The sequence below is a fragment of the Pseudomonas borbori genome (assembly GCF_900115555.1).
Taxonomy (GTDB): domain Bacteria; phylum Pseudomonadota; class Gammaproteobacteria; order Pseudomonadales; family Pseudomonadaceae; genus Aquipseudomonas; species Aquipseudomonas borbori.
Genome location: NZ_FOWX01000003.1, coordinates 127,173 through 145,267, shown reverse-complemented (window position 1 = coordinate 145,267; position 18,095 = coordinate 127,173). Strand labels below are relative to the sequence as shown.

Sequence of the window (18,095 nt, the reverse complement as noted above, 5' to 3'; positions counted from 1 at the left end):
CGAAGCATGCGGCCTCCGGCGGTGAGAATTCGTTGAACATGGAGACGAGAACATGATTAACCCTGCGACAGCGAAGACGGTTGTTTTCAACCACCGATTTACTTGTCTGGCGGAAACCAACCGCTCGTGCGTGCGCCTGGACATCGACGGGCAAACAGCAACCTTTGCCGGCGACATCCTGAGGGACAGGCCATGACAGCGCTGCTGGGTTGCATCGCGGACGATTTCACCGGCGGCACGGACCTCGCCGGCGCGCTGGTGAAGGCGGGTATGCGCACCGTGCAATTGATCGGCGTGCCGGACGGTCCGCTACCCGCTGATGTCGACGCGGTGGTGATCGCGTTGAAGTCGCGTACCAGTCCGGTCGAGGATGCGGTGGCGGAGTCGCTTGCCGCGTTGCGCTGGTTGCGGCAGGCAGGCTGCCGGCAGTTCTACTTCAAATATTGCTCGACCTTCGATTCCACGCCGCGCGGCAACATTGGCCCCGTCGCCGAAGCCTTGATGCAGGCGCTGGACACCGATTTCACTATCGCCTGTCCGGCCCTGCCCGCCAATGGACGTACCCTCTACAAGGGCCATCTGTTCGTCGGCGATGTGCCGCTTTCCGAGTCCGGCATGTGCAACCACCCGTTGACACCGATGACCGATGCGAACCTGGTGCGCGTGCTGCAGCGGCAGGCGCAGCGCAAGATCGGCCTCGTCGATTACGCAACGGTGAGCAGGGGCGATGCGGCGATCCGCGAATGCTTCGACGCGCTGCGCCAGCAGGGCCACGGTTTGGCCATAGTCGATGCGCTGTCCAATGCGGATCTCGACGCGATCGGCGCGGCCTGTGTCGATCTGCCGCTAGTGACTGGTGGCTCCGGCATCGCGCTCGGCTTGCCGCAGAACTTTCGCCGCAGCGGCCTGCTTGCCGAGAACGTCGTTGCCGATGCGCTGCCGAAGACTGGCGGTTTGCGCGCCGTGATCTCGGGCAGTTGTTCGGTGGCCACGCAGCAGCAGGTGCAAGTGATGCGCGCGTCCTTCCCCTCGTTCGGTATCGATCCGTTGCGGCTGGAGCGCGGCGAGGACCTCGTTGCCGCCGCGCTCGACTGGGCGAGCGCGCGCATCGCGCAGCAACCGGTATTGATCTATGCCACGGCCACACCGGATACGGTCAGGGAGGTGCAGGCCGAACTCGGCGTGGCGCATGCAGGCGAACTGGTGGAAAACGCGCTGGCGGAAATCGCGAGCGGGCTGATACGGCTTGGCGTGGGCCAGATGCTCGTGGCTGGCGGCGAGACTTCCGGCGCGGTGGTCAAGGCGCTCGGCGTGAAGGGATTACGCATCGGCAGCGAAATCGATCCTAGCGTGCCGTGGACCAGCACCCTGCACGACGACGGCAGGCAACCGCTGGCGCTGGCACTCAAGTCCGGCAATTTCGGCAGCGAGGATTTCTTCCTCAAGGCCTGGGAGAAACTGCAATGAGCATCATGATTTCCACCGGCCGCGACGAAGCCGCATTGCGCGAAGAGATCGTCCGCTTCGGGCGCTCGCTATTCGACCGCGGTTTGACCGCCGGCAGCAGCGGCAACATCAGCGTGCGGTTGGACGACGGCTGGTTGCTGACGCCGACCAATGTCTGCCTCGGTAGCCTCGATCCGGCACGCCTGGCTAAGCTCGACTGGAACGGCCGTCACGTCAACGGCGATGCGCCCTCCAAGGAAGCTTTCCTACATCGAGCGATGTACGAGGAGCGTGCGGGCGCGGGCGCTATCGTGCACCTGCATTCCACGCATTCCGCCGCCGTTTCCTGCATGTGCGGCCTGAACCATGACGATTGCATCCCGCCCTTGACGGCGTACTTCGTGATGAAGGTCGGCCGCCTGCCGCTGATTCCCTATCACCGCCCCGGCGACCCTGCGCTCGGCGAGGCGATTCGCGGCCTTGCGGGCAAGCATTGTGCTGTGCTGCTTGCCAACCACGGACCGGTGGTTTCCGGTACCTCGCTCGAAGCGGCCGTCTACGCGACGGAGGAACTGGAAGAGACGGCCAAGCTGTTCCTGATGCTGCGCAATACGCCGACCAGCCCTTTGAACGCGGAGCAGATCGAAGAGCTCAAGTCGGTCTTCAAGCTCGAGATCTAGGAAACACCATGCTTGCAGGAGAGTTCTGAATGACCAAGCGCATTGCCTTTATCCATACCGTCGGTTTCCTGATCGAGGATTTCAGGGCGCGCATGCGCGCCGAGATGCCCACCGCCGACTGCTTCCACATTCTTAACGAAAGCCTGTTGCAGGACCTGTTGCGCGGCGCGCCGCAGCCACTGGTCTACCGGCGTGTGATCGATCAGATCGTGCTGGCTGCGGACGCGCAGCCCGACTTGATCGTCGTCACCTGTTCGTCGACATCTCCGGCCGTCGATATCGCGCGGCGCATCGTGCCGCAGCCGATCCTCAAGATCGATGACCCGATGGCAGCGCAAGCGGTATGCAGCGGCCCGCGCATCGGCCTGTTGTGCACGGCAGCCAGCACGGTCGAACCGAGCAGCGCACTACTGCACGCACATGCCGCAGAGCAAGGGCGCGACATCACGATCAAGACGGTGCTGCGCCCCGAGGCCTATCAGGCGCTAGTGGCCGGTGATCGTGCGCGGCATGACGCAATTCTTTATGAGGCGGCTAGCGAGATTTCCAACGAGGTGGATGTGCTGGTGCTTGCTCAGGCATCGCTGGCGCACTTGCGCGACGCGCTTGCCGCGGATCTGAGCTGTCGCGTGCTGGCGAGCCCGCCGTTGCTGATAGGGGAGATCGTCAGGTTCTGCACCGAATGCCCCGACGGTACCAAGAGCCAGTGACTACTCGAGCGGTTGGCAAATCGTGCTGTGCCAAGCCATCAATACAAACTTTTCTGCGATTCAGTGGCGTGAAAACGAGACGGCTTCGCATGCGATACATGGCGTAATGATCGCTAATGGGCTCTTGACCATCCAAGTGGCCTCGCCTGGATTTTCCAACGGCCTGCTAACCCATAATCAGATGAGATTCCTGGCATGTCTCCCTCGATAAAACGCATCCACAGCGACGAAAAGCTTCCTGCCCATGCCGATGCCGTGATCATCGGCGGCGGCATCATCGGCGCTACCGCCGCCTATTTCCTGGCAAAACGGGGGCTCTCGGTCGCTCTTATCGAGAAGGGCAATGTCGGCTGCGAACAGTCGAGCCGCAACTGGGGTTGGTGCCGTCAGCAGAACCGCGATGCCCGCGAGCTGCCGCTGTCAGGCATAGCCTTGCGGCTATGGGACGAGCTCACCGCGCAGACCGGTATCGATCTCGGCTTTCGCCGCTGCGGCCTCAAGTACGCCACTCACGATGCCAAGCAACTCGCCGAATGGGATGCATGGCAGGAGACGGCGCGCCAGTTCGATATCAATACGCGGATGCTGAGCCCCGCGGAGGCCACAGCCGAGATCCCGGCGGCGGGGCGGCAATGGCTGGGCGGCATCCACTCGGTCGATGACGGCAAGGCGGAGCCCGCGCTCGCTGCGCCGGGGATCGCCGAGGGCGCGCGGGCGCTTGGTGCGAGCATCCACCAGAACTGCGCCGCCTACGGTCTCGACATCACCAACGGCGCGGTGACCGGTGTGATCACCGAGAGAGGGGTCATCCGCACCCATGCGGTCCTGTGTGCCGCCGGCGCCTGGGCATCGGCGTTCTGTCGACGTCACGGGCTGCGCTTTCCACAAGCGAGCGTGCGCCAGACCGCCCTGCGGACGCGCCCGGCGCCGAACCTCGGAGATGCGATCTACACGCCGGATTTCGCGCTCACCCGCCGCCTCGACGGCAGTTATACGATTGCCATCAGCGGCAAGGCTCGGCTCGACATCACGCCGCAGGGCATGCGCTATGGGAAGGCCTTCATGCCCATGTTCATAAAGCGCTTGGCCGCCATGGAATTCGGCATCGGTGAGTCCTTCATCCACGGCCCGGAAGGGTTGGCAGGCTGGGGTTCGGATAAACCCTCCGCGTTCGAGCGTACCCGTGTGCTCGATCCCGAGGCCCGGCCCGAGGCCGTTGCCGAGATTCTCAAGCGGGTCAGAACGCGCTTCCCGGCACTGGCGAACATCGACGTGGCCGAGGCCTGGGGAGGCTACGTGGATTTCACGCCCGATGCAGTGCCGGTGATCTCCGCCGTGGACGGGGTGTCAGGCTTCTTCCTGGCGGCGGGCTGTTCCGGGCATGGGTTCGGCCTGGGGCCGGGGATCGGCCACTTGGCGGCTGACCTGGTCGCCAACGATACGCCCTGTGTCGACCCCAAACCGTTCCGCCTGTCGCGCTTGAACGATGGCTCGAAGATGGAAGTAGGCGCGATCTGAGCTTTGCCGATGGCTAGCTCGTGATAGCCGACCCCGGTGATGGAAATCAAGATCGAGTCGGGGCGATTTCCTCCAGAAAACATAGAGATCCCGTAGATGAAAACCTTGCTGCTCAGCAAAGAACAAGTCGGCAACTTGATCTCCATGAAGGAGGTCATCGGCACGGTGGAGGAGGCCTACAAGGCCTTCAGTGGCGGACAGGTGGTACAGCCCGACTATATCGGCATCCATCTGCCGGAGCCGCGTGGCGAGATCGACTTCAAGGTCGGCTACTGCAAGACCAATGAAATCATCTCGATGAAAGCCTCTTCCGGCGGCTTCCTCGATAACCCGACGGCGCATGGCGTGCCCAACGGCATGGGCAGCGCTCTGCTGTTCGATGCCAACAGCTGCGCGCTGATCTGCGTAATGGATGGCAGTCTGCTCACCGGTCTCAGGACCGGAGCATCCGGCGCCGTCTCGGTCAAGGCGCTGGCGAGAAAGAACGCCAGGAAGGTCACCTGCATCGGCACCGGCAACCAGGCGCGGATGCAGATTCGCGCCATCAGCCTGGTGATGCAGATCGAAGAGATCCATGCCTGGAGCAGAAACCCGGAGACGCGCGAGCGCTTCAAGGCGGATATCGAAGAGGAGTTCGGTATCCCCGTGATCCTGGCCGATTCGAAGCAGGAGGCGGTCGAACAGGCGGATATCCTGATCACCACCACCCGTGGCAAAGGCCCACTGGTGGAGGCGAGCTGGGTGAAACCCGGCACCCACATCGTCGCCATCGGCACGGATATGAGAGGCAAGCAGGAGTTCGAACCCGAGATATTCAGGCACGCCAAGATCGTCAACGACTCGATCTCGCAGTGCATCGACAAAGGGGAAACCTGGCATCCGCTGAACGAGAAGATCATCGCCCTGGACGATATCCACGGCGAGCTCGGCGAGATTCTGTTGGGCACCAAGCCGGGCCGGGAGAACGATGAAGAAATCACCATCTTCGACTCCACCGGCATGGCCATCCAGGACAACACCACCGCCGAAAAAATCTATCGCAATGCGCTGAAAAACAACGTCGGAACCTTCTTCGCGTTCCTTTGAAGCGTGATTTTTCAGTAATAGGAGAGAGGACATCATATGCGCGACCATCCAACCATTCAGGACATTCGGGAAGCCCAGGAGCGGCTGAAACCCCATATCAAACATACGCCGCTACTGCGCGCGGAGAAGATAGAGAAAGCCGTGGGTTGTCAGCTCTATCTGAAGCCCGAAACCCTGCAGATCACCGGGGCGTTCAAGATTCGCGGCGCGCTGAACAAGACGCTCTCGCTGCCCAGGGAGGAGATCGCCAACGGCATCATCGCCACCTCGTCCGGCAATCACGCCCAGGGGCTCGCCTACGCCGCGCGCATGCTCGGCGTGAAAGCCATCCTGGTGCTGCCGGTGACCACCCCGAAGATCAAGATCGCCAATACGCAAGCCCTCGGTGCCGAGGTGGTCCTGTTCGATGGCGACAACGCCGCGCGCTGGAAAAGGGTGTACGAAATCGCCGAGGAAAACGGCTACGTGCCCGTGCATGCCTTCGAAGACCCGCTGGTGATGGCCGGCCAGGGGACCATCGGTTTGGAAATCCTCGAGGATCTGGCGGATGTGGATACCGTCATCGTCCCCATGGGCGGCGGCGGCCTGATTTCCGGCATCGCCACGGCCATCAAGGAAACCAAGCCGTCGGTGCGGGTGGTCGGTGCCGAGCCGGCGCTGACGCCCAAGTACTATCACAGCCGCTTGAACAAGGAGCGCACCTCGCTGCCGTTGCTGAACACCATCGCCGACGGCTTGCGCTTAAGCGTGCCGGGGCGCAACCCCTTCCCGATCATCGAGCGCTACGTGGACGAGATCGTCCTGGTCGAGGACGAGCATATCGTCCAGGGCATGCGCGCCCTGGCCAAGGACGCGAAACTGATCGCCGAACCCGCCGCCGCAATCGGCATCGGCGCTCTGCTGGCGGGCGTGGTCAAGGTGCGGCCGGATGAAAAGGTCTGCGTGGTGCTGAGCGGCGGCAACTGGGATCTGTGCGACCTGGCCGAGGTATACAGCGCTGGCGAGTAAGCGTTCGCATGGAGGGCCTGGACATGTTGGGAGCGTCCATGCTCCACCTGCCCGCGATCCAGGCATTTGCGCAGCAGTGGCACGCGGCCAATCCCTGGCTAAGGAACCTTGCTTCTGCCGCTCGAGCCAGGCTTGACCAGGCTGCGCAGGCATAGCGAGTTCTATCGAACAACGGACGCCGCGGAAAATGCCAGACTTGCTGCAGATTCAAGTAGTAACTGCTGAGTCTCGCGGCAATACAGCATCTCCGTCGCGCTGATATCCATAAGATTGTATTCATCAAGCTGTCATCAACAGATCGGCAGACATTACCGGAGCCTTCGTTCAGGCCCTTTGAAGGGGACAAACATGAGCGGCAAAAAGGTTGAAGTCGTCCCTTGATTAAAGGAGAAGCCGCATGAACCACCGTTTCACTCGTCTGGCCGAAACCAGCCGCATCCCGGTGCGTCTGGTCATCGACGGCCACACCGTGGAAGCGCTTGTCGGCGACACCCTGATGGTCGCTCTGCTCAACAACGTGCGCCACTTGCGCGAATCGGAATTCGACGACGGCAAGCGCGCCGGCTTCTGCCTGATGGGCGCCTGCCAGGATTGCTGGGTTTGGACCGCCGACGGCGAGCGCTTGCGTGCCTGCACCACCGTAGTAGGGGAAGGAATGCATATCGTGACACGACAGCCGGAGGCAACATGGCCCAACCTCGCGTAATCATCGTCGGTGCCGGTCCGTCAGGCGTGCGCTGCGCCGAGACCCTGGTTGCTGCCGGCCTGCGTCCGACCGTGATCGATGAAAACCGCCGCGACGGCGGCCAGATCTACCGCCGCCAGCCGGACAACTTCACACGGCCCTACGCCAAGCTGTACGGCACCGAGGCCGGCCGCGCGCAGTCGCTGCACGAGAGCTTCGACGCGTTGCGCGACAAGGTCGACTACCTGCCCGAAACGCTGGCCTGGAATATCTTCGACAACAAGCTGCATGTCGTCAGGAACGAGGTCTCATCGGCCATGCCCTACGACGCGCTGATCATCTGTTCCGGCGCTACCGACCGCCTGATGCCGGTCAAGGGCTGGCACTATGCCGGCACCTACAGCCTGGGTGCGTCGCAGATCGCATTGAAGGCGCAGGCCTGCGCGATCGGCCGTCAGATCGTGTTCCTTGGCACCGGACCGTTGCTGTACCTGGTTGCCTCGCAATACATCAAGGCGGGCGCGAACGTTGCTGCGGTGCTCGATACCTCGCCCTTGATGCGCCGGGTGATGGCATTGCCGAAACTGCTGGCGCGGCCTTCGGTGCTGCTCAATGGTCTGGGCCTGGTGGCCGGCATCAAACGCGCCGGCGTGCCGGTGCTGACCGGGATCACGCCAGTGGAAATCAAAGGTGAGTCGGAAAGCGGCGTGCAGAGTGTGCTCATCCGCGACAGCCGCGGCAACGAGCGCAGCTTCCAGTGCGATGCGGTGGCGATGGGTTACCACCTACGCCCCGAGACGCAACTGGCCGACCTGGCGCGCTGCGCCTTCCGCTTCGAACAGGAGACGCGCCAGTGGCTGCCTGAGGTGGATGAGGATGGGCGCAGCTCGGTGCCAGGCGTGTATCTGGCCGGCGACGGCATGCGCGTGCTGGGCGCAGACGCGGCCGAGATTGGCGGCCGCCTGGCTGCGATGGCCGTGCTGACGGATTTGCGGCTCAAGGTGTCGGACGAGGAATTGCAGGGGCTGCGTGCCGAGCAGGCGAGCATGGAACGTTTCCGCCAGGGACTGGCGCAAGCCTTCCCGTGGCCGGCAGAGCAGGCTGCGCAATTGCCGGATGAGGCCATTGTCTGTCGCTGCGAAGCGATCACCGCCGGCGAACTGCGCCATGTGGTGTGTGGAATGGGTGCCCAGGAAGCGAACCGCGCCAAGGCCTTCAGCCGCGTCGGCATGGGCCGCTGCCAGGGACGCTATTGCGGACACGCCGGGGCGGAAGTCATCGCGCACGCCGCGGGCGTTCCGGTGGAACAGGTAGGGCGCCTGCGTGGACAGGCGCCGGTGAAACCGCTCTCTATCGCGGTGCGGGAGGAGCAGGAATGAATGCGCATAGAGCAGATGTAGTTATTGTCGGCGGCGGCATCATGGGCGCTGCCACGGCCTTCTTTTTGCGCAAGCGCGGGGTGTCGGTGATCCTGCTTGAGCGGGGATTGATCGGCCAGCAGGCTAGTGGCGTCAACTTCGGCAACACGCGCCGGATGGGCCGCCCCGTGGAGCAACTGCCGCTGTCGAACCGCTCGCGCGAGAGCTGGCTGAAGTTCAAGGAATTGTTCGGCGAGGATGTCGAGCTCTTGCTGAACGGCCAGCTGCGCGTCGGCTTCACGCCGGCGCACGAAGAACGGATGGCAAAGTATGCGCAGGAGGCGCAGGACTTCGGCCTGGGCATGCAGATGCTGAGCGCGAATGCGCTGCACGAACGCTTTCCATACCTGGGGCCGGAACTCACTGCGGGTTGCTATGCCCCTTACGAGGGGCATGCGAATCCCCGTCTGGCAGCACCGGCGATCGGCCGTGCCGCGGTGCGCGAAGGCGCGCAGGTGTTCGAGAACACCGAGATCGTGCGTGTCGAAAAGGAGGGCGAGGACTTCCGCGTGACGGCTGCCGATGGCCGGATCTTCCGTGCGCCGGTGGCGCTGATCACCGCCGGCGCCTGGGGAAATCGCATCAGCGCCAAGTTCGGCGAGCCGGTGCCGATGATCGCCAAAGCGCCGCAGATGTGCGTCACCGAACCGGTACCTTACGCCATCGGGCCGACCACTGGCGCGCTGGCGGATGCGCCCGAGCAATCCGTCTATTTCCGCCAGGTTGCGCGCGGCAACATCATCATTGGCGGCGGCGGCCATGAACTGGTGGACTTGGATAATCGGCGGGCCTACGTGAACCCGAGCAGAACGCTGTTAACGCTGAAGAATGCGCCGCGCGTGATGCCGGCATTCAATCACCTGAGCATCATTCGCGTCTGGTCCGGGATCGAGGGTTACATGGAAGACAGCCGGCCGGTCATGGGACCGAGCGCGCGCGTCCCCGGCCTGTACTACGCGTTCGGCTTCTCCGGCGAAGGCTTCCAGCTAGGCCCGGGCGTGGGCGACGTGATGGCGGAACTGATCCATACCGGCGCCACGACCACGCCGATCGAGCATTACCACATTGGACGTTTTGCCAAGCTTGCCGCGCAGCCGGCGTAGCCTTCATTTTCATCGTCATCGAATCGAGAACGAACCATGTCGAATTTGCAGCAAGCCCCGCGCACCTTCATCGATCTGCGCCAGTTTGCCCAGGACCAGAGCCAGGGCATCGCGCTGGCCACTGCGGTAGGAGAGGACAGTTTCCTGTCCAACCGCCGTGTCCTGGACTGGGGACAGTCGGCCGTAATGGCCGGCGCCATCGCGCTCGAGGCAGGCAGTGGGGCGGTGCAGTCGCAGCCGGCGGATGAATTCATCATCGTCAACGAAGGCAGCCTGACCCTGACCCAGCAGGATTCCAGCCTGACGCTGGCGCCGGGCAACAGCGCGCTGCTCCAGCACGGAACCGCATTCTCCTGGTCGGCGCATGGGCCGGTATCGGTCATCTTCATGCGCTACCACGCCAGCCAGCCGGGCGATCGCGCCATCGTACCGATCAAACAGAACCCGGCGCTGGGAGCGTCGTCGGGCGGGCCGGCGGCCGAACTGCTGCTCACGCCAGCGCCGGTTTGCCGCAATTACACCGACTACCGTTCGGCCAGCGGCGAATTCACCTGCGGCACCTGGGACTCGACGCCCTATCATCGCCGCGCGATGTATTTCCCCCACAGCGAACTGATGTACCTGCTCGAAGGCAGCGTGACCTTCGTCGATGAGGCGGGCCGCAGCGGCACCTTCTCGCGCGGCGACATCCTCATCATCGAACAGCATGCGCAGTGCAGCTGGGAGAGCCGCGAGCACGTGGCCAAGGTCTATGCGACCTATCGGCCGGCGTAATCCATGTAGCCATAGAGCGCCGTCGTGCCGAGGCGAGCGTCAGCCTATTCGTTGACTGTGGTTGTCCATCCTCGACACCGATGCGCATAGGCAGCTATATACCGCTCCCTATGCCTCATCCAAAAAAGGGCATGGTTTTCAGGGGGTTTTCTGTACTGCACGAACAGTGCAAAATGCCCGATTGAAACTTTCTCGAATTTTCAATCGGGCACGCCTTTGTTGTCGAATGCATCGGGCAAGCACTGGAGAAGGTAATGAATCACTCTCTCCATATATACCGGTGTTGAGCCACGAATAAGTGTGCATATGAATCATGATAGTGCTGTGGACTGCTGGTGCGCGCTACAGCTGCGTTGGGCAACTGCATATAGCCGGACAACTCTCTAGCGGATCTACTGCTTTCTGAACCGAGCAAAGCGAACTCAAGTTTGCTCCTAGCCCCCTGGCCACTAGCACACTTCCTGCGGGTCCGCCGCCGGCTATCGGCAGTGCATTCAATTAGCCGCTCAATCTGAGTGGGAAAATGCTGTCGCGCAATAATCATTGCTCACGCGGCTGCGGCTGCCTGTTGTGTAAGGGGCGGGGCCGCCCAGGCCGTGCGCCACTGACAGCCGGGTGCTGGTGCGCACGGCGCACCCTGCGCGTCACACCTCGTACACCCCGACAACAGGAAATCGGGCGGTCATGCCTCGACAGGTTCGGCCTCAACGGCCTCCGCGGAAAATGCCAGGCATGCTCCAGATTGAAGTGGAAACCGCTTGAGCCCAGCGGCAATAAAGCATTTCCGTCGCGTTGATATCCATACACTTTGTTCGTCACCTGACATCCAGTTGTCGTCAACCTGTAGGAGATCAACCAAATGATATATAAACCGAAATTCATCAGCTTCGATTGCTACGGGACGCTCATCAACTTTGAAATGGGGCCGACTGCCAAAAAACTATTCGAAGATCGTGTTCCAACTAATCGGATGCCGGCTTTTCTGGACAGTTTTGGCTTTTACCGCCTCGATGAAGTATTGGGTGAGTGGAAACCTTTCTTTAATGTTGTTGAAAATGCCATTCAACGGGCATGCAAGGCACACGGCGTCGAATATCGTCCAGCCGATGCCCAGGCACTCTACGCCGCCGTCCCGACCTGGCAGCCCCATCCGAATGTAGTCGAGGTGCTCGAGGCGATCGCTCCGCACGTCCCGCTGGTGATCCTGTCGAACTCCATGGTCGATCTGATTCCCCATAGCGTCGCCCACCTCAAGGCACCTTTCCACGCGGTCTACACCGCCGAGGAAGCCCGCGCCTACAAACCTCGGGCGCAGATGTTCGAATACATGTTCGATCAACTCGGCTGCGGGCCGGAGCAGATGATGCATGTCTCGTCGAGCTATCGTTACGACCTCATGACGGCGAACGACCTGGGCTTCATGGCCAAGGCCTTCATCGATCGCGGTCACGAGCCCTCGTTCGAAGGTTTCGAGGGTTATGGCGTCAACCGCCTGACCGATATTCGCCAACTGCCTGGTTTGCTTGGGCTCGACTTTCTGCCTCAGGCCGCAACGATGAAACGAGGCGCATGATGTCGGAGCATCCGATTGTGGCAGCGGCGTTGAGTACGGCGGTGCCCAGCCTTGCCCTGGACGAGGTGCGGGCCCTGGTCGGTCGTCTCTACGGCATCGACGGCAGCGTCAAGTCACTGGTGGGCGAGCGCGACCAGAATTGCTGCATAGAGACCGCCGACGGCACGCGTTACGTGCTCAAGATCAGCAATCCATCCGAGCCGGTTGCGGTGGTGGATTTCCAGATCGCGGCGCTCGAGCACATGGCTCGCGTATCGCCTGACCTGCCGGTGCCCCGTGTCGTGCGGACGCTCGGTGGACGTACGCGCGACAGCGTGGCACTGGGCGACGGGGTTGAAACCAGCGTGCGGATGCTGACCTATCTCGACGGCGTGCAGATCAAGGAGACGCCGCGGACTGCCGGGCAGCGTCGGGCAATGGGAACGGTGCTTGCCGAATTGAACCTGGCGTTACGCGATTTCAGCCATCCTTCGGCGACGCACGATCTGTTGTGGAACGTTTCCGCAGCGCACCGGCTGACCGCCAAGCTCGACTGCATCCTGGACGCTCCGCGTCGCGCACTTGCCGAGTTGTTTATGACGCGCTTCAACGAGCATGTCCTGCCGCGTCTCGGCTCGGTGAGGGCACAGGTCATCCACAACGACTACCACCTCTACAACGTGCTGGTCGCCCCCGACGATCATGAACGGATAGTGGGGATCATCGACTTCGGCGACATGCTGCATGCGCCGCTGGTCGGTGAGGTGGCGACGGCGGCGGCCTTTCATATGACCGGCAGCGCCGATCCGTTCGAGGGTGCGGCGCAGTTCATCGGCGCCTATCACGCGACGCTGCCGCTGACCGAGATCGAGCAGGAGATCGTCGCCGATCTCATGGCCACACGGCACCTCATCACCGTGCTGATTTCGGAGTGGCGCGCTGCACGCTACCCCGAGAACCGCGCCTACATCATGCGCCACAACCCCGCGTCATGGGAGGCGTTGGCCCAGATGGCCGATCTTTCCCGCGATGCTGTGCGCGACCGCTTGCTCACCGAAGTACGAAAAGGAAAAATCAATGAAAAGCACCACTGACCTCAACATGGTCAACGCCTATATCCCCGGACGTGCCGATGTGGGTCCCGTCACCGCGGCGATGATCGAGCGCCGTGATGCCTTGCTCGGCCCCGCCTATCGGCTGATGTACGAGCATCCGCTGCACATCGTGCGCGGCGAAGGCGTGTGGCTGATCGACCCGCAGGGTCGCCGTTACCTCGATGTTTACAACAACGTGGCCTCCCTCGGGCACTGTCACCCGGCGGTGACCGAGGCGATCTGCAAGCAGGCGCAGACGCTGGCGACCAATACCCGCTATCTGCACGACACCATTCTCGAACTGGCCGAACGCCTGCTCGCGACCGTGCCCGAGACTGACCTTGCGCATCTGATGTTGACCTGCACCGGCAGCGAGGCGAACGACGTCGCCTATCGCATCGCCAAGGTCCGCACCGGCGGCACCGGCGTGATCGTGACCGAAACCGCCTATCACGGCTTCACCGATGCCGTGTCGCAATTCTCGCCATCGCTCGGCCCGACAGTCGATCTCGGTGCCCACGTTCGTCTGGTCCCGGCACCGCGCCTCTATCATGCCGAGGGTGCCGATCTCGGCGAGCGCTTCACCCGCGATGTCGAGGCGGCGATCGCCGATCTTCAGCGTCACGGCATCAAGCCGGCGGCACTGATCGTCGATTCCCTGTTCACCAGCGACGGCATCCTCCCGGGCCCGGCGGGTTTCTTGAAGGGCGCGGTCGAGGCGATCAAGCGGGCCGGCGGCATTTTCATCGCCGACGAGGTCCAGCCCGGTTTCGGTCGCACCGGCGAGCATATGTGGGGCTTTCAGCGTCACGGCCTGATCCCCGACATCGTCACCCTGGGCAAACCGATGGGCAATGGACAACCTGTCGCGGGGCTGTTGGCCACCGCTGACGTATTGGCGGAATTCGGCAAGAACTCGAGGTACTTCAATACCTTCGCCGGCAACACCGTATCCTGCGCGGCGGCGTTGGCCGTGCTCGATACGATCGAGAAGGAAGGCCTGGTGCAGCATGCCGCCAAGGTCGGGAAGATCCTTCACGACGGCATCGCCGCGCTTGCCACCCGGCACGAGGCCATTGGTGATGTACGTGGCGCGGGCATGTTCGTCGGTGTGGAGCTGGTCTCGGATCGCGCATCGCGAGCCCCCGATCGCGAGCTCACCAGCCGGGTGGTCAACCTGATGCGCGACAAGGGCGTCCTGCTCAGCGCCTGTGCGATGGGCCACAACGTGCTGAAGATTCGACCGCCGCTGGTGCTGTCCGCGGAACAAGCCGGTATGGTGATCGAAACGCTCGACGCAGCGCTAACCGAAGCGCAATCGGCAAAAGCGCGCTAACAGGGCCGGCATCCGAGGTACTATCGACTCATGCGACCTTCAGCTTCCCTCGACCCGTTCGATCTCAAGATTCTTGTGCATCTGCAGCGCGAGGGACGCTGTTCGAATGTCGATCTGTCCGCGGCCATTGGCCTCAGTGAGAGCCCATGTCTCCTGCGTACGAAACGGCTTCAGGAAATCGGTATTATCCGGGGTTACCGCGCGGAGGTCGCACTGGAGAAGCTGGGCGGCCACGTAATCGTGTTTTCCGAGGTGACCATCAGCAGTCATCGGCCCTGCGACTTCCGTAAATTCGAAGCAGGGGCCGGCAAGTACCACGAAATCGTCGAATGCTACAACGTCAGTGGCGGTTACGATTACCTGCTGAAAATCGTGGCGCCCAGCATTACCTATTTTCAGGCGCTCATGGATCGGATGCTGGAAGACGATATCGGGATCGAGAAATTCGCCAGCCGCATCGTCTTGCGCCAGCCGCTCGAGCAACGCGGATATCCGCTGAATACCATCGCGAGCGGTAGGCCGAGCTGGGATTGATCGAGTGCTGCGTCATGCATCACTAGTGCCGTGACACGAATCATTTGTCGCAGTCCGTGGGGGGGCTTCAGCCGCGATGCTTCCAGCGCCTTTAAGGTCAATCGCGGCTAAAGCGGAACGCCGCCCGGCCCCTCCCACGCAAGCCTGGCGTTAAACCGACATATGATGGTGGACGTGACACTAGGGGCCTGTTGCCGTTTGGGCAAGAGGTGCCGAGCGCTGCTTCCGTAGGGGGGGCGGGCCGCGCAGGTTAGCGGCGCCGAATGCCGGTCGTCCAGGCGCGGATGAAGGTCGTGCGCCGCGTAACCCACCAGGCGATGGACGGTGTTGCGCCGATGGTGGGTTACGCCGCACCCGGCACAGCGAGTCGATCGACGAATGCAACAGGCGGCTAACCCACCCTACGAAGCTGCGGGCTTAAGAGGGCTTTCGGTAGATTGCATAAATGGCGGCTCGACAGACCGCAGCTACTGCTCAAATGGGGGTTAAGGTCGGCAGCACATACGGGTCGATTTTTTCTAGGATGGAGGCCTGGCAACTCATCGCCAACTGGCGCCCAGCCCCTTCCCGGAGTCCTTTATGAACAGCTTCGACCCCAGCAGCGTCAAGGTACGCAGTGCCCATTTTATCGGCGGGACATACCGCAACGGCCTGCCGGGGCTGGAAGTGGTACGCCCCTCCGATGGCCAGTACTACGCCCCGCTGCCGATTGCCGATGTGGCGCTGGTGGACGAGGCGGTGGAGAACGCCTGGCAGGCCTTTCGCCAGAGTGACTGGGCGACCCGGCCGCCGCGCGAGCGCACCCGCGCCATGCGCCGCTGGGCCGACTTGATCGAGGCGGATGCGGCGACCCTTGCGCCGCTGGAAGCGATCGGTTCGACCCGTCCGCACAAAGATGTGCTGGCCTGGGACATTCCGTACGTGGCCGAGGTTTTGCGCTTTTTCGCCGAACTCGCCGATAAGCACGGCGGCCAGGTCGCGGCGACCCAGCATGACCGCCTGGGCATGCAGATCGCCGAACCCTACGGGGTGATTGGCGCCATCGCACCGTGGAATTTTCCGCTGAGCATGGCCAACTGGAAGGTCGCCCCGGCCCTGGCGGCCGGCAACGCGGTGGTGCTCAAGCCCTCGGAACTCACTCCGTTCTCCATCCTGCGCTACGCCGAACTGGCGGTGCAGGCGGGGATCCCGGCAGGCATCTTCAACGTGGTGCAGGGCGATGGGCGGACCACGGGCGATGCCCTGTGTCGTCACCCGCGGATCAGCAAGGTGACCTTCACCGGCTCCACCTCCACCGGCGCGAGCATTATGTCCACCTGCGCCCAGTTCGGGCCGAAGCCGGTGACCCTCGAACTCGGCGGCAAGAGCCCGCAACTGGTGTTCGCCGATGTCCCGGACCTGCGCAAGACCGCCCGCAGCGTGGCCATGGGAATCACCGGCAATGCCGGGCAGGTCTGCGTGTCGGGCTCGCGGCTGATCATCGAGCGCTCGATCCTCGAGCCCTTCGTCGAGTGCCTGCAGGGCTACTTCCGCGAGCTGCGCCCCGGCCACACCTGGTCGACGCAGACCAGTCTGTCGCCGATCATCTCCCGTCAGCAGGTCGAGCGGATCGACGGTATCGTCCAGCGTTCGCGCCAGGCCGGCGCCGAAGTGCTGGAAGGTGGTGGCCAGATCGAGGGGCTTGGCGGCGCCTACTACCAGCCAACCCTGCTGAGCACGCCGGACAGCCGCAACCCGGCGGTACTCGAGGAAATCTTCGGCCCGGTGCTGACGGTGCAGACCTTCGAGGATGAGGAGCAGGCGCTACGCCTCGCCGAGCACCCCACCTACGGCCTGGCCGCTGGCGTACACACCGCCGACCTCAATCGCGCGCTGCGTCTGGTTCGAGGTTTGGAGGCCGGCACGGTGTGGGTCAACCGCTACGGGCGCAGCGACGACCACATCCTGCCGACCGGGGGCTACAAGCGCTCGGGGATCGGCAAGGATCTGGGCTACGAAGCTTTCGCGGCCAATCTGCGGCACAAGAGCGTGCTGATCGATATCGCCAACTGATCGATCGACTCTGAAAAGTCGCCAATAACGGCAACGGGTGCTTCCCTCGGGAGGCGCCCGTTTCGTGCTTTTGTCAGGCGCATTTTCTGCTGGTGTGGTGCCCTGCAGGTGCTTCAAGAGCGAGCTTCACTGGCCCGCAAGGCTACGTATGGCCTGGACAGGCCCTGCTCTGCGGGGGCCCGTAAGGTCTGCTGGGCATCCCCGGTAAAACGGTAGTTTGTGACGGCTGGCCCGCGTTTTTAACGCCATCTGCTGGTTTCATGGTGCTGTAATGAATTCGTGGTGCTGCGACGCATCGTCGCTCCTCGCGAGCAGCAAATGCTTGGCAGTGCATCAACTCAACGAACTTTCAGGACCGCACTTATGAGCTTTCTGCGCCCCAAGTACATCACCTTCGACTGCTACGGCACGCTGACCAACTTCCAGATGGGCCCCCTGACGCGCGAACTGTTCGCCGATCGCGTTGCCCCTGAGCAGATGGATCAGTTCGTCAAGGACTTCACTGCCTATCGCCTGGACCAGGTGATGGGTGACTGGCGTCCTTACGATGAAATTCTCGATACCGCCATGTCGCGCCTGTGCAAGCGCTGGGGCATCGAATATCGCGGTGAAGGCCAGCTTTACTACAACGCCGTGCCGACCTGGGGTCCGCATCCCGACGTGACCGCCGGTCTGGCGAAGATCGCCGACAAGATCCCCCTGGTGATTTTCTCCAACGCCATGGACGAGCAGATCATGTCCAACGTCGACAAGCTGGGTGTGCCTTTCCACAAGGTCTTCACCGCTCAGCAAGCCCAGGCTTACAAGCCGCGCCTGCAGGCCTTCGAATTCATGCTCGACAACCTCGGTTGTGGTCCGGAGGACGTGATGCACGTGTCCTCGAGCTTCCGCTACGACCTGATGCCGGCCGAAGACATGAAGATCAAGAACAAGGCCTTCGTCGCCCGTGGTCACGAGCAGCCGGGCAACGCCTGCTACAACTATCGGCAGATCGCCGATATCGGCGGGCTGGCCGGTCTGGTCGGTCTCTGAGTCGTACCGTCGCTTCACCCCGGCCTGGCGGCGTTCTCGTCGCCAGCGCCTTTGCGCTGAATGCATG

The 18,095-nt window shown here is 62.7% G+C and carries 17 protein-coding genes; all 17 read left to right on the top strand.

The window, feature by feature from the left end; genetic code table 11:
• Nucleotides 1–52 precede the first annotated feature (52 nt).
• The 17 genes from BM315_RS24615 to BM315_RS03180 all read left to right on the top strand — a co-directional run bounded on the left by BM315_RS24615 (nucleotide 53) and on the right by BM315_RS03180 (nucleotide 18,028).
• Nucleotides 53–196: a hypothetical protein gene (locus tag BM315_RS24615; protein ID WP_170862152.1), complete on the top strand. Its 144-nt coding sequence runs from the start codon at nucleotides 53–55 to the stop codon at nucleotides 194–196.
• Nucleotides 193–1,467, top strand: a complete 1,275-nt coding sequence (otnK, locus tag BM315_RS03255) for a 3-oxo-tetronate kinase (RefSeq protein WP_090497772.1) — start codon at nucleotides 193–195, stop codon at nucleotides 1,465–1,467. Before BM315_RS24615 ends, otnK begins: the two co-directional genes overlap by 4 nt.
• The gene (gene otnC, locus BM315_RS03250) at nucleotides 1,464–2,126 is read left to right on the top strand and encodes a 3-oxo-tetronate 4-phosphate decarboxylase (protein ID WP_090497771.1); all 663 of its coding nucleotides are present in this window, start codon (nucleotides 1,464–1,466) and stop codon (nucleotides 2,124–2,126) included. Before otnK ends, otnC begins: the two co-directional genes overlap by 4 nt.
• 29 nt (nucleotides 2,127–2,155) lie before the next feature.
• Nucleotides 2,156–2,836 carry an aspartate/glutamate racemase family protein gene (locus tag BM315_RS03245; protein WP_090497769.1) on the top strand — a complete coding sequence of 227 codons (681 nt, stop codon included), beginning with the start codon at nucleotides 2,156–2,158 and terminating at the stop codon, nucleotides 2,834–2,836.
• A 195-nt stretch (nucleotides 2,837–3,031) separates the two neighbouring features.
• Nucleotides 3,032–4,354, top strand: coding sequence for an NAD(P)/FAD-dependent oxidoreductase (locus BM315_RS03240; RefSeq protein ID WP_090497767.1), 1,323 nt, complete (start codon nucleotides 3,032–3,034; stop codon nucleotides 4,352–4,354).
• A 96-nt stretch (nucleotides 4,355–4,450) separates the two neighbouring features.
• On the top strand, nucleotides 4,451–5,440 hold the full coding sequence (locus BM315_RS03235) for an ornithine cyclodeaminase family protein (protein WP_090497766.1): 990 nt from the start codon (nucleotides 4,451–4,453) through the stop codon (nucleotides 5,438–5,440).
• 36 nt (nucleotides 5,441–5,476) lie between these two features.
• Nucleotides 5,477–6,448, top strand: coding sequence for a threonine/serine dehydratase family protein (locus BM315_RS03230; RefSeq protein ID WP_090497764.1), 972 nt, complete (start codon nucleotides 5,477–5,479; stop codon nucleotides 6,446–6,448).
• 397 nt (nucleotides 6,449–6,845) lie between these two features.
• Nucleotides 6,846–7,154, top strand: coding sequence for a (2Fe-2S)-binding protein (locus BM315_RS03225; protein WP_090497762.1), 309 nt, complete (start codon nucleotides 6,846–6,848; stop codon nucleotides 7,152–7,154).
• Entirely contained in the window at nucleotides 7,136–8,512 is a 1,377-nt protein-coding gene (locus BM315_RS03220; protein WP_090497761.1) for an FAD/NAD(P)-dependent oxidoreductase, read from the top strand. The genes BM315_RS03225 and BM315_RS03220 overlap by 19 nt, the downstream gene beginning before the upstream one ends.
• Complete coding sequence (locus tag BM315_RS03215) at nucleotides 8,509–9,654, top strand: NAD(P)/FAD-dependent oxidoreductase (protein WP_090497759.1); 1,146 nt, start codon at nucleotides 8,509–8,511, stop codon at nucleotides 9,652–9,654. The genes BM315_RS03220 and BM315_RS03215 overlap by 4 nt, the downstream gene beginning before the upstream one ends.
• A gap of 36 nt (nucleotides 9,655–9,690) precedes the next feature.
• On the top strand, nucleotides 9,691–10,428 hold the full coding sequence (locus tag BM315_RS03210; RefSeq protein WP_090497758.1) for a cupin domain-containing protein: 738 nt from the start codon (nucleotides 9,691–9,693) through the stop codon (nucleotides 10,426–10,428).
• 859 nt (nucleotides 10,429–11,287) lie between these two features.
• A complete protein-coding gene (locus BM315_RS03205; RefSeq protein WP_090497757.1) occupies nucleotides 11,288–12,001 on the top strand; it encodes a haloacid dehalogenase type II in 714 nt (237 codons plus the stop codon).
• The gene (locus BM315_RS03200; protein WP_212632926.1) at nucleotides 12,001–13,074 is read left to right on the top strand and encodes a phosphotransferase; all 1,074 of its coding nucleotides are present in this window, start codon (nucleotides 12,001–12,003) and stop codon (nucleotides 13,072–13,074) included. Before BM315_RS03205 ends, BM315_RS03200 begins: the two co-directional genes overlap by 1 nt.
• Nucleotides 13,058–14,410 (top strand): aspartate aminotransferase family protein, encoded by a 1,353-nt coding sequence (locus BM315_RS03195; RefSeq protein WP_090497754.1) that lies wholly within the window; start codon nucleotides 13,058–13,060, stop codon nucleotides 14,408–14,410. The genes BM315_RS03200 and BM315_RS03195 overlap by 17 nt, the downstream gene beginning before the upstream one ends.
• A gap of 30 nt (nucleotides 14,411–14,440) precedes the next feature.
• Entirely contained in the window at nucleotides 14,441–14,944 is a 504-nt protein-coding gene (locus tag BM315_RS03190) for an Lrp/AsnC family transcriptional regulator (protein WP_090497752.1), read from the top strand.
• A 579-nt stretch (nucleotides 14,945–15,523) separates the two neighbouring features.
• A complete protein-coding gene (locus BM315_RS03185) occupies nucleotides 15,524–16,996 on the top strand; it encodes an aldehyde dehydrogenase family protein (protein WP_090497749.1) in 1,473 nt (490 codons plus the stop codon).
• Between the two features lie 363 nt (nucleotides 16,997–17,359).
• A complete protein-coding gene (locus BM315_RS03180) occupies nucleotides 17,360–18,028 on the top strand; it encodes a haloacid dehalogenase type II (protein WP_090497747.1) in 669 nt (222 codons plus the stop codon).
• Nucleotides 18,029–18,095 lie beyond the last annotated feature (67 nt).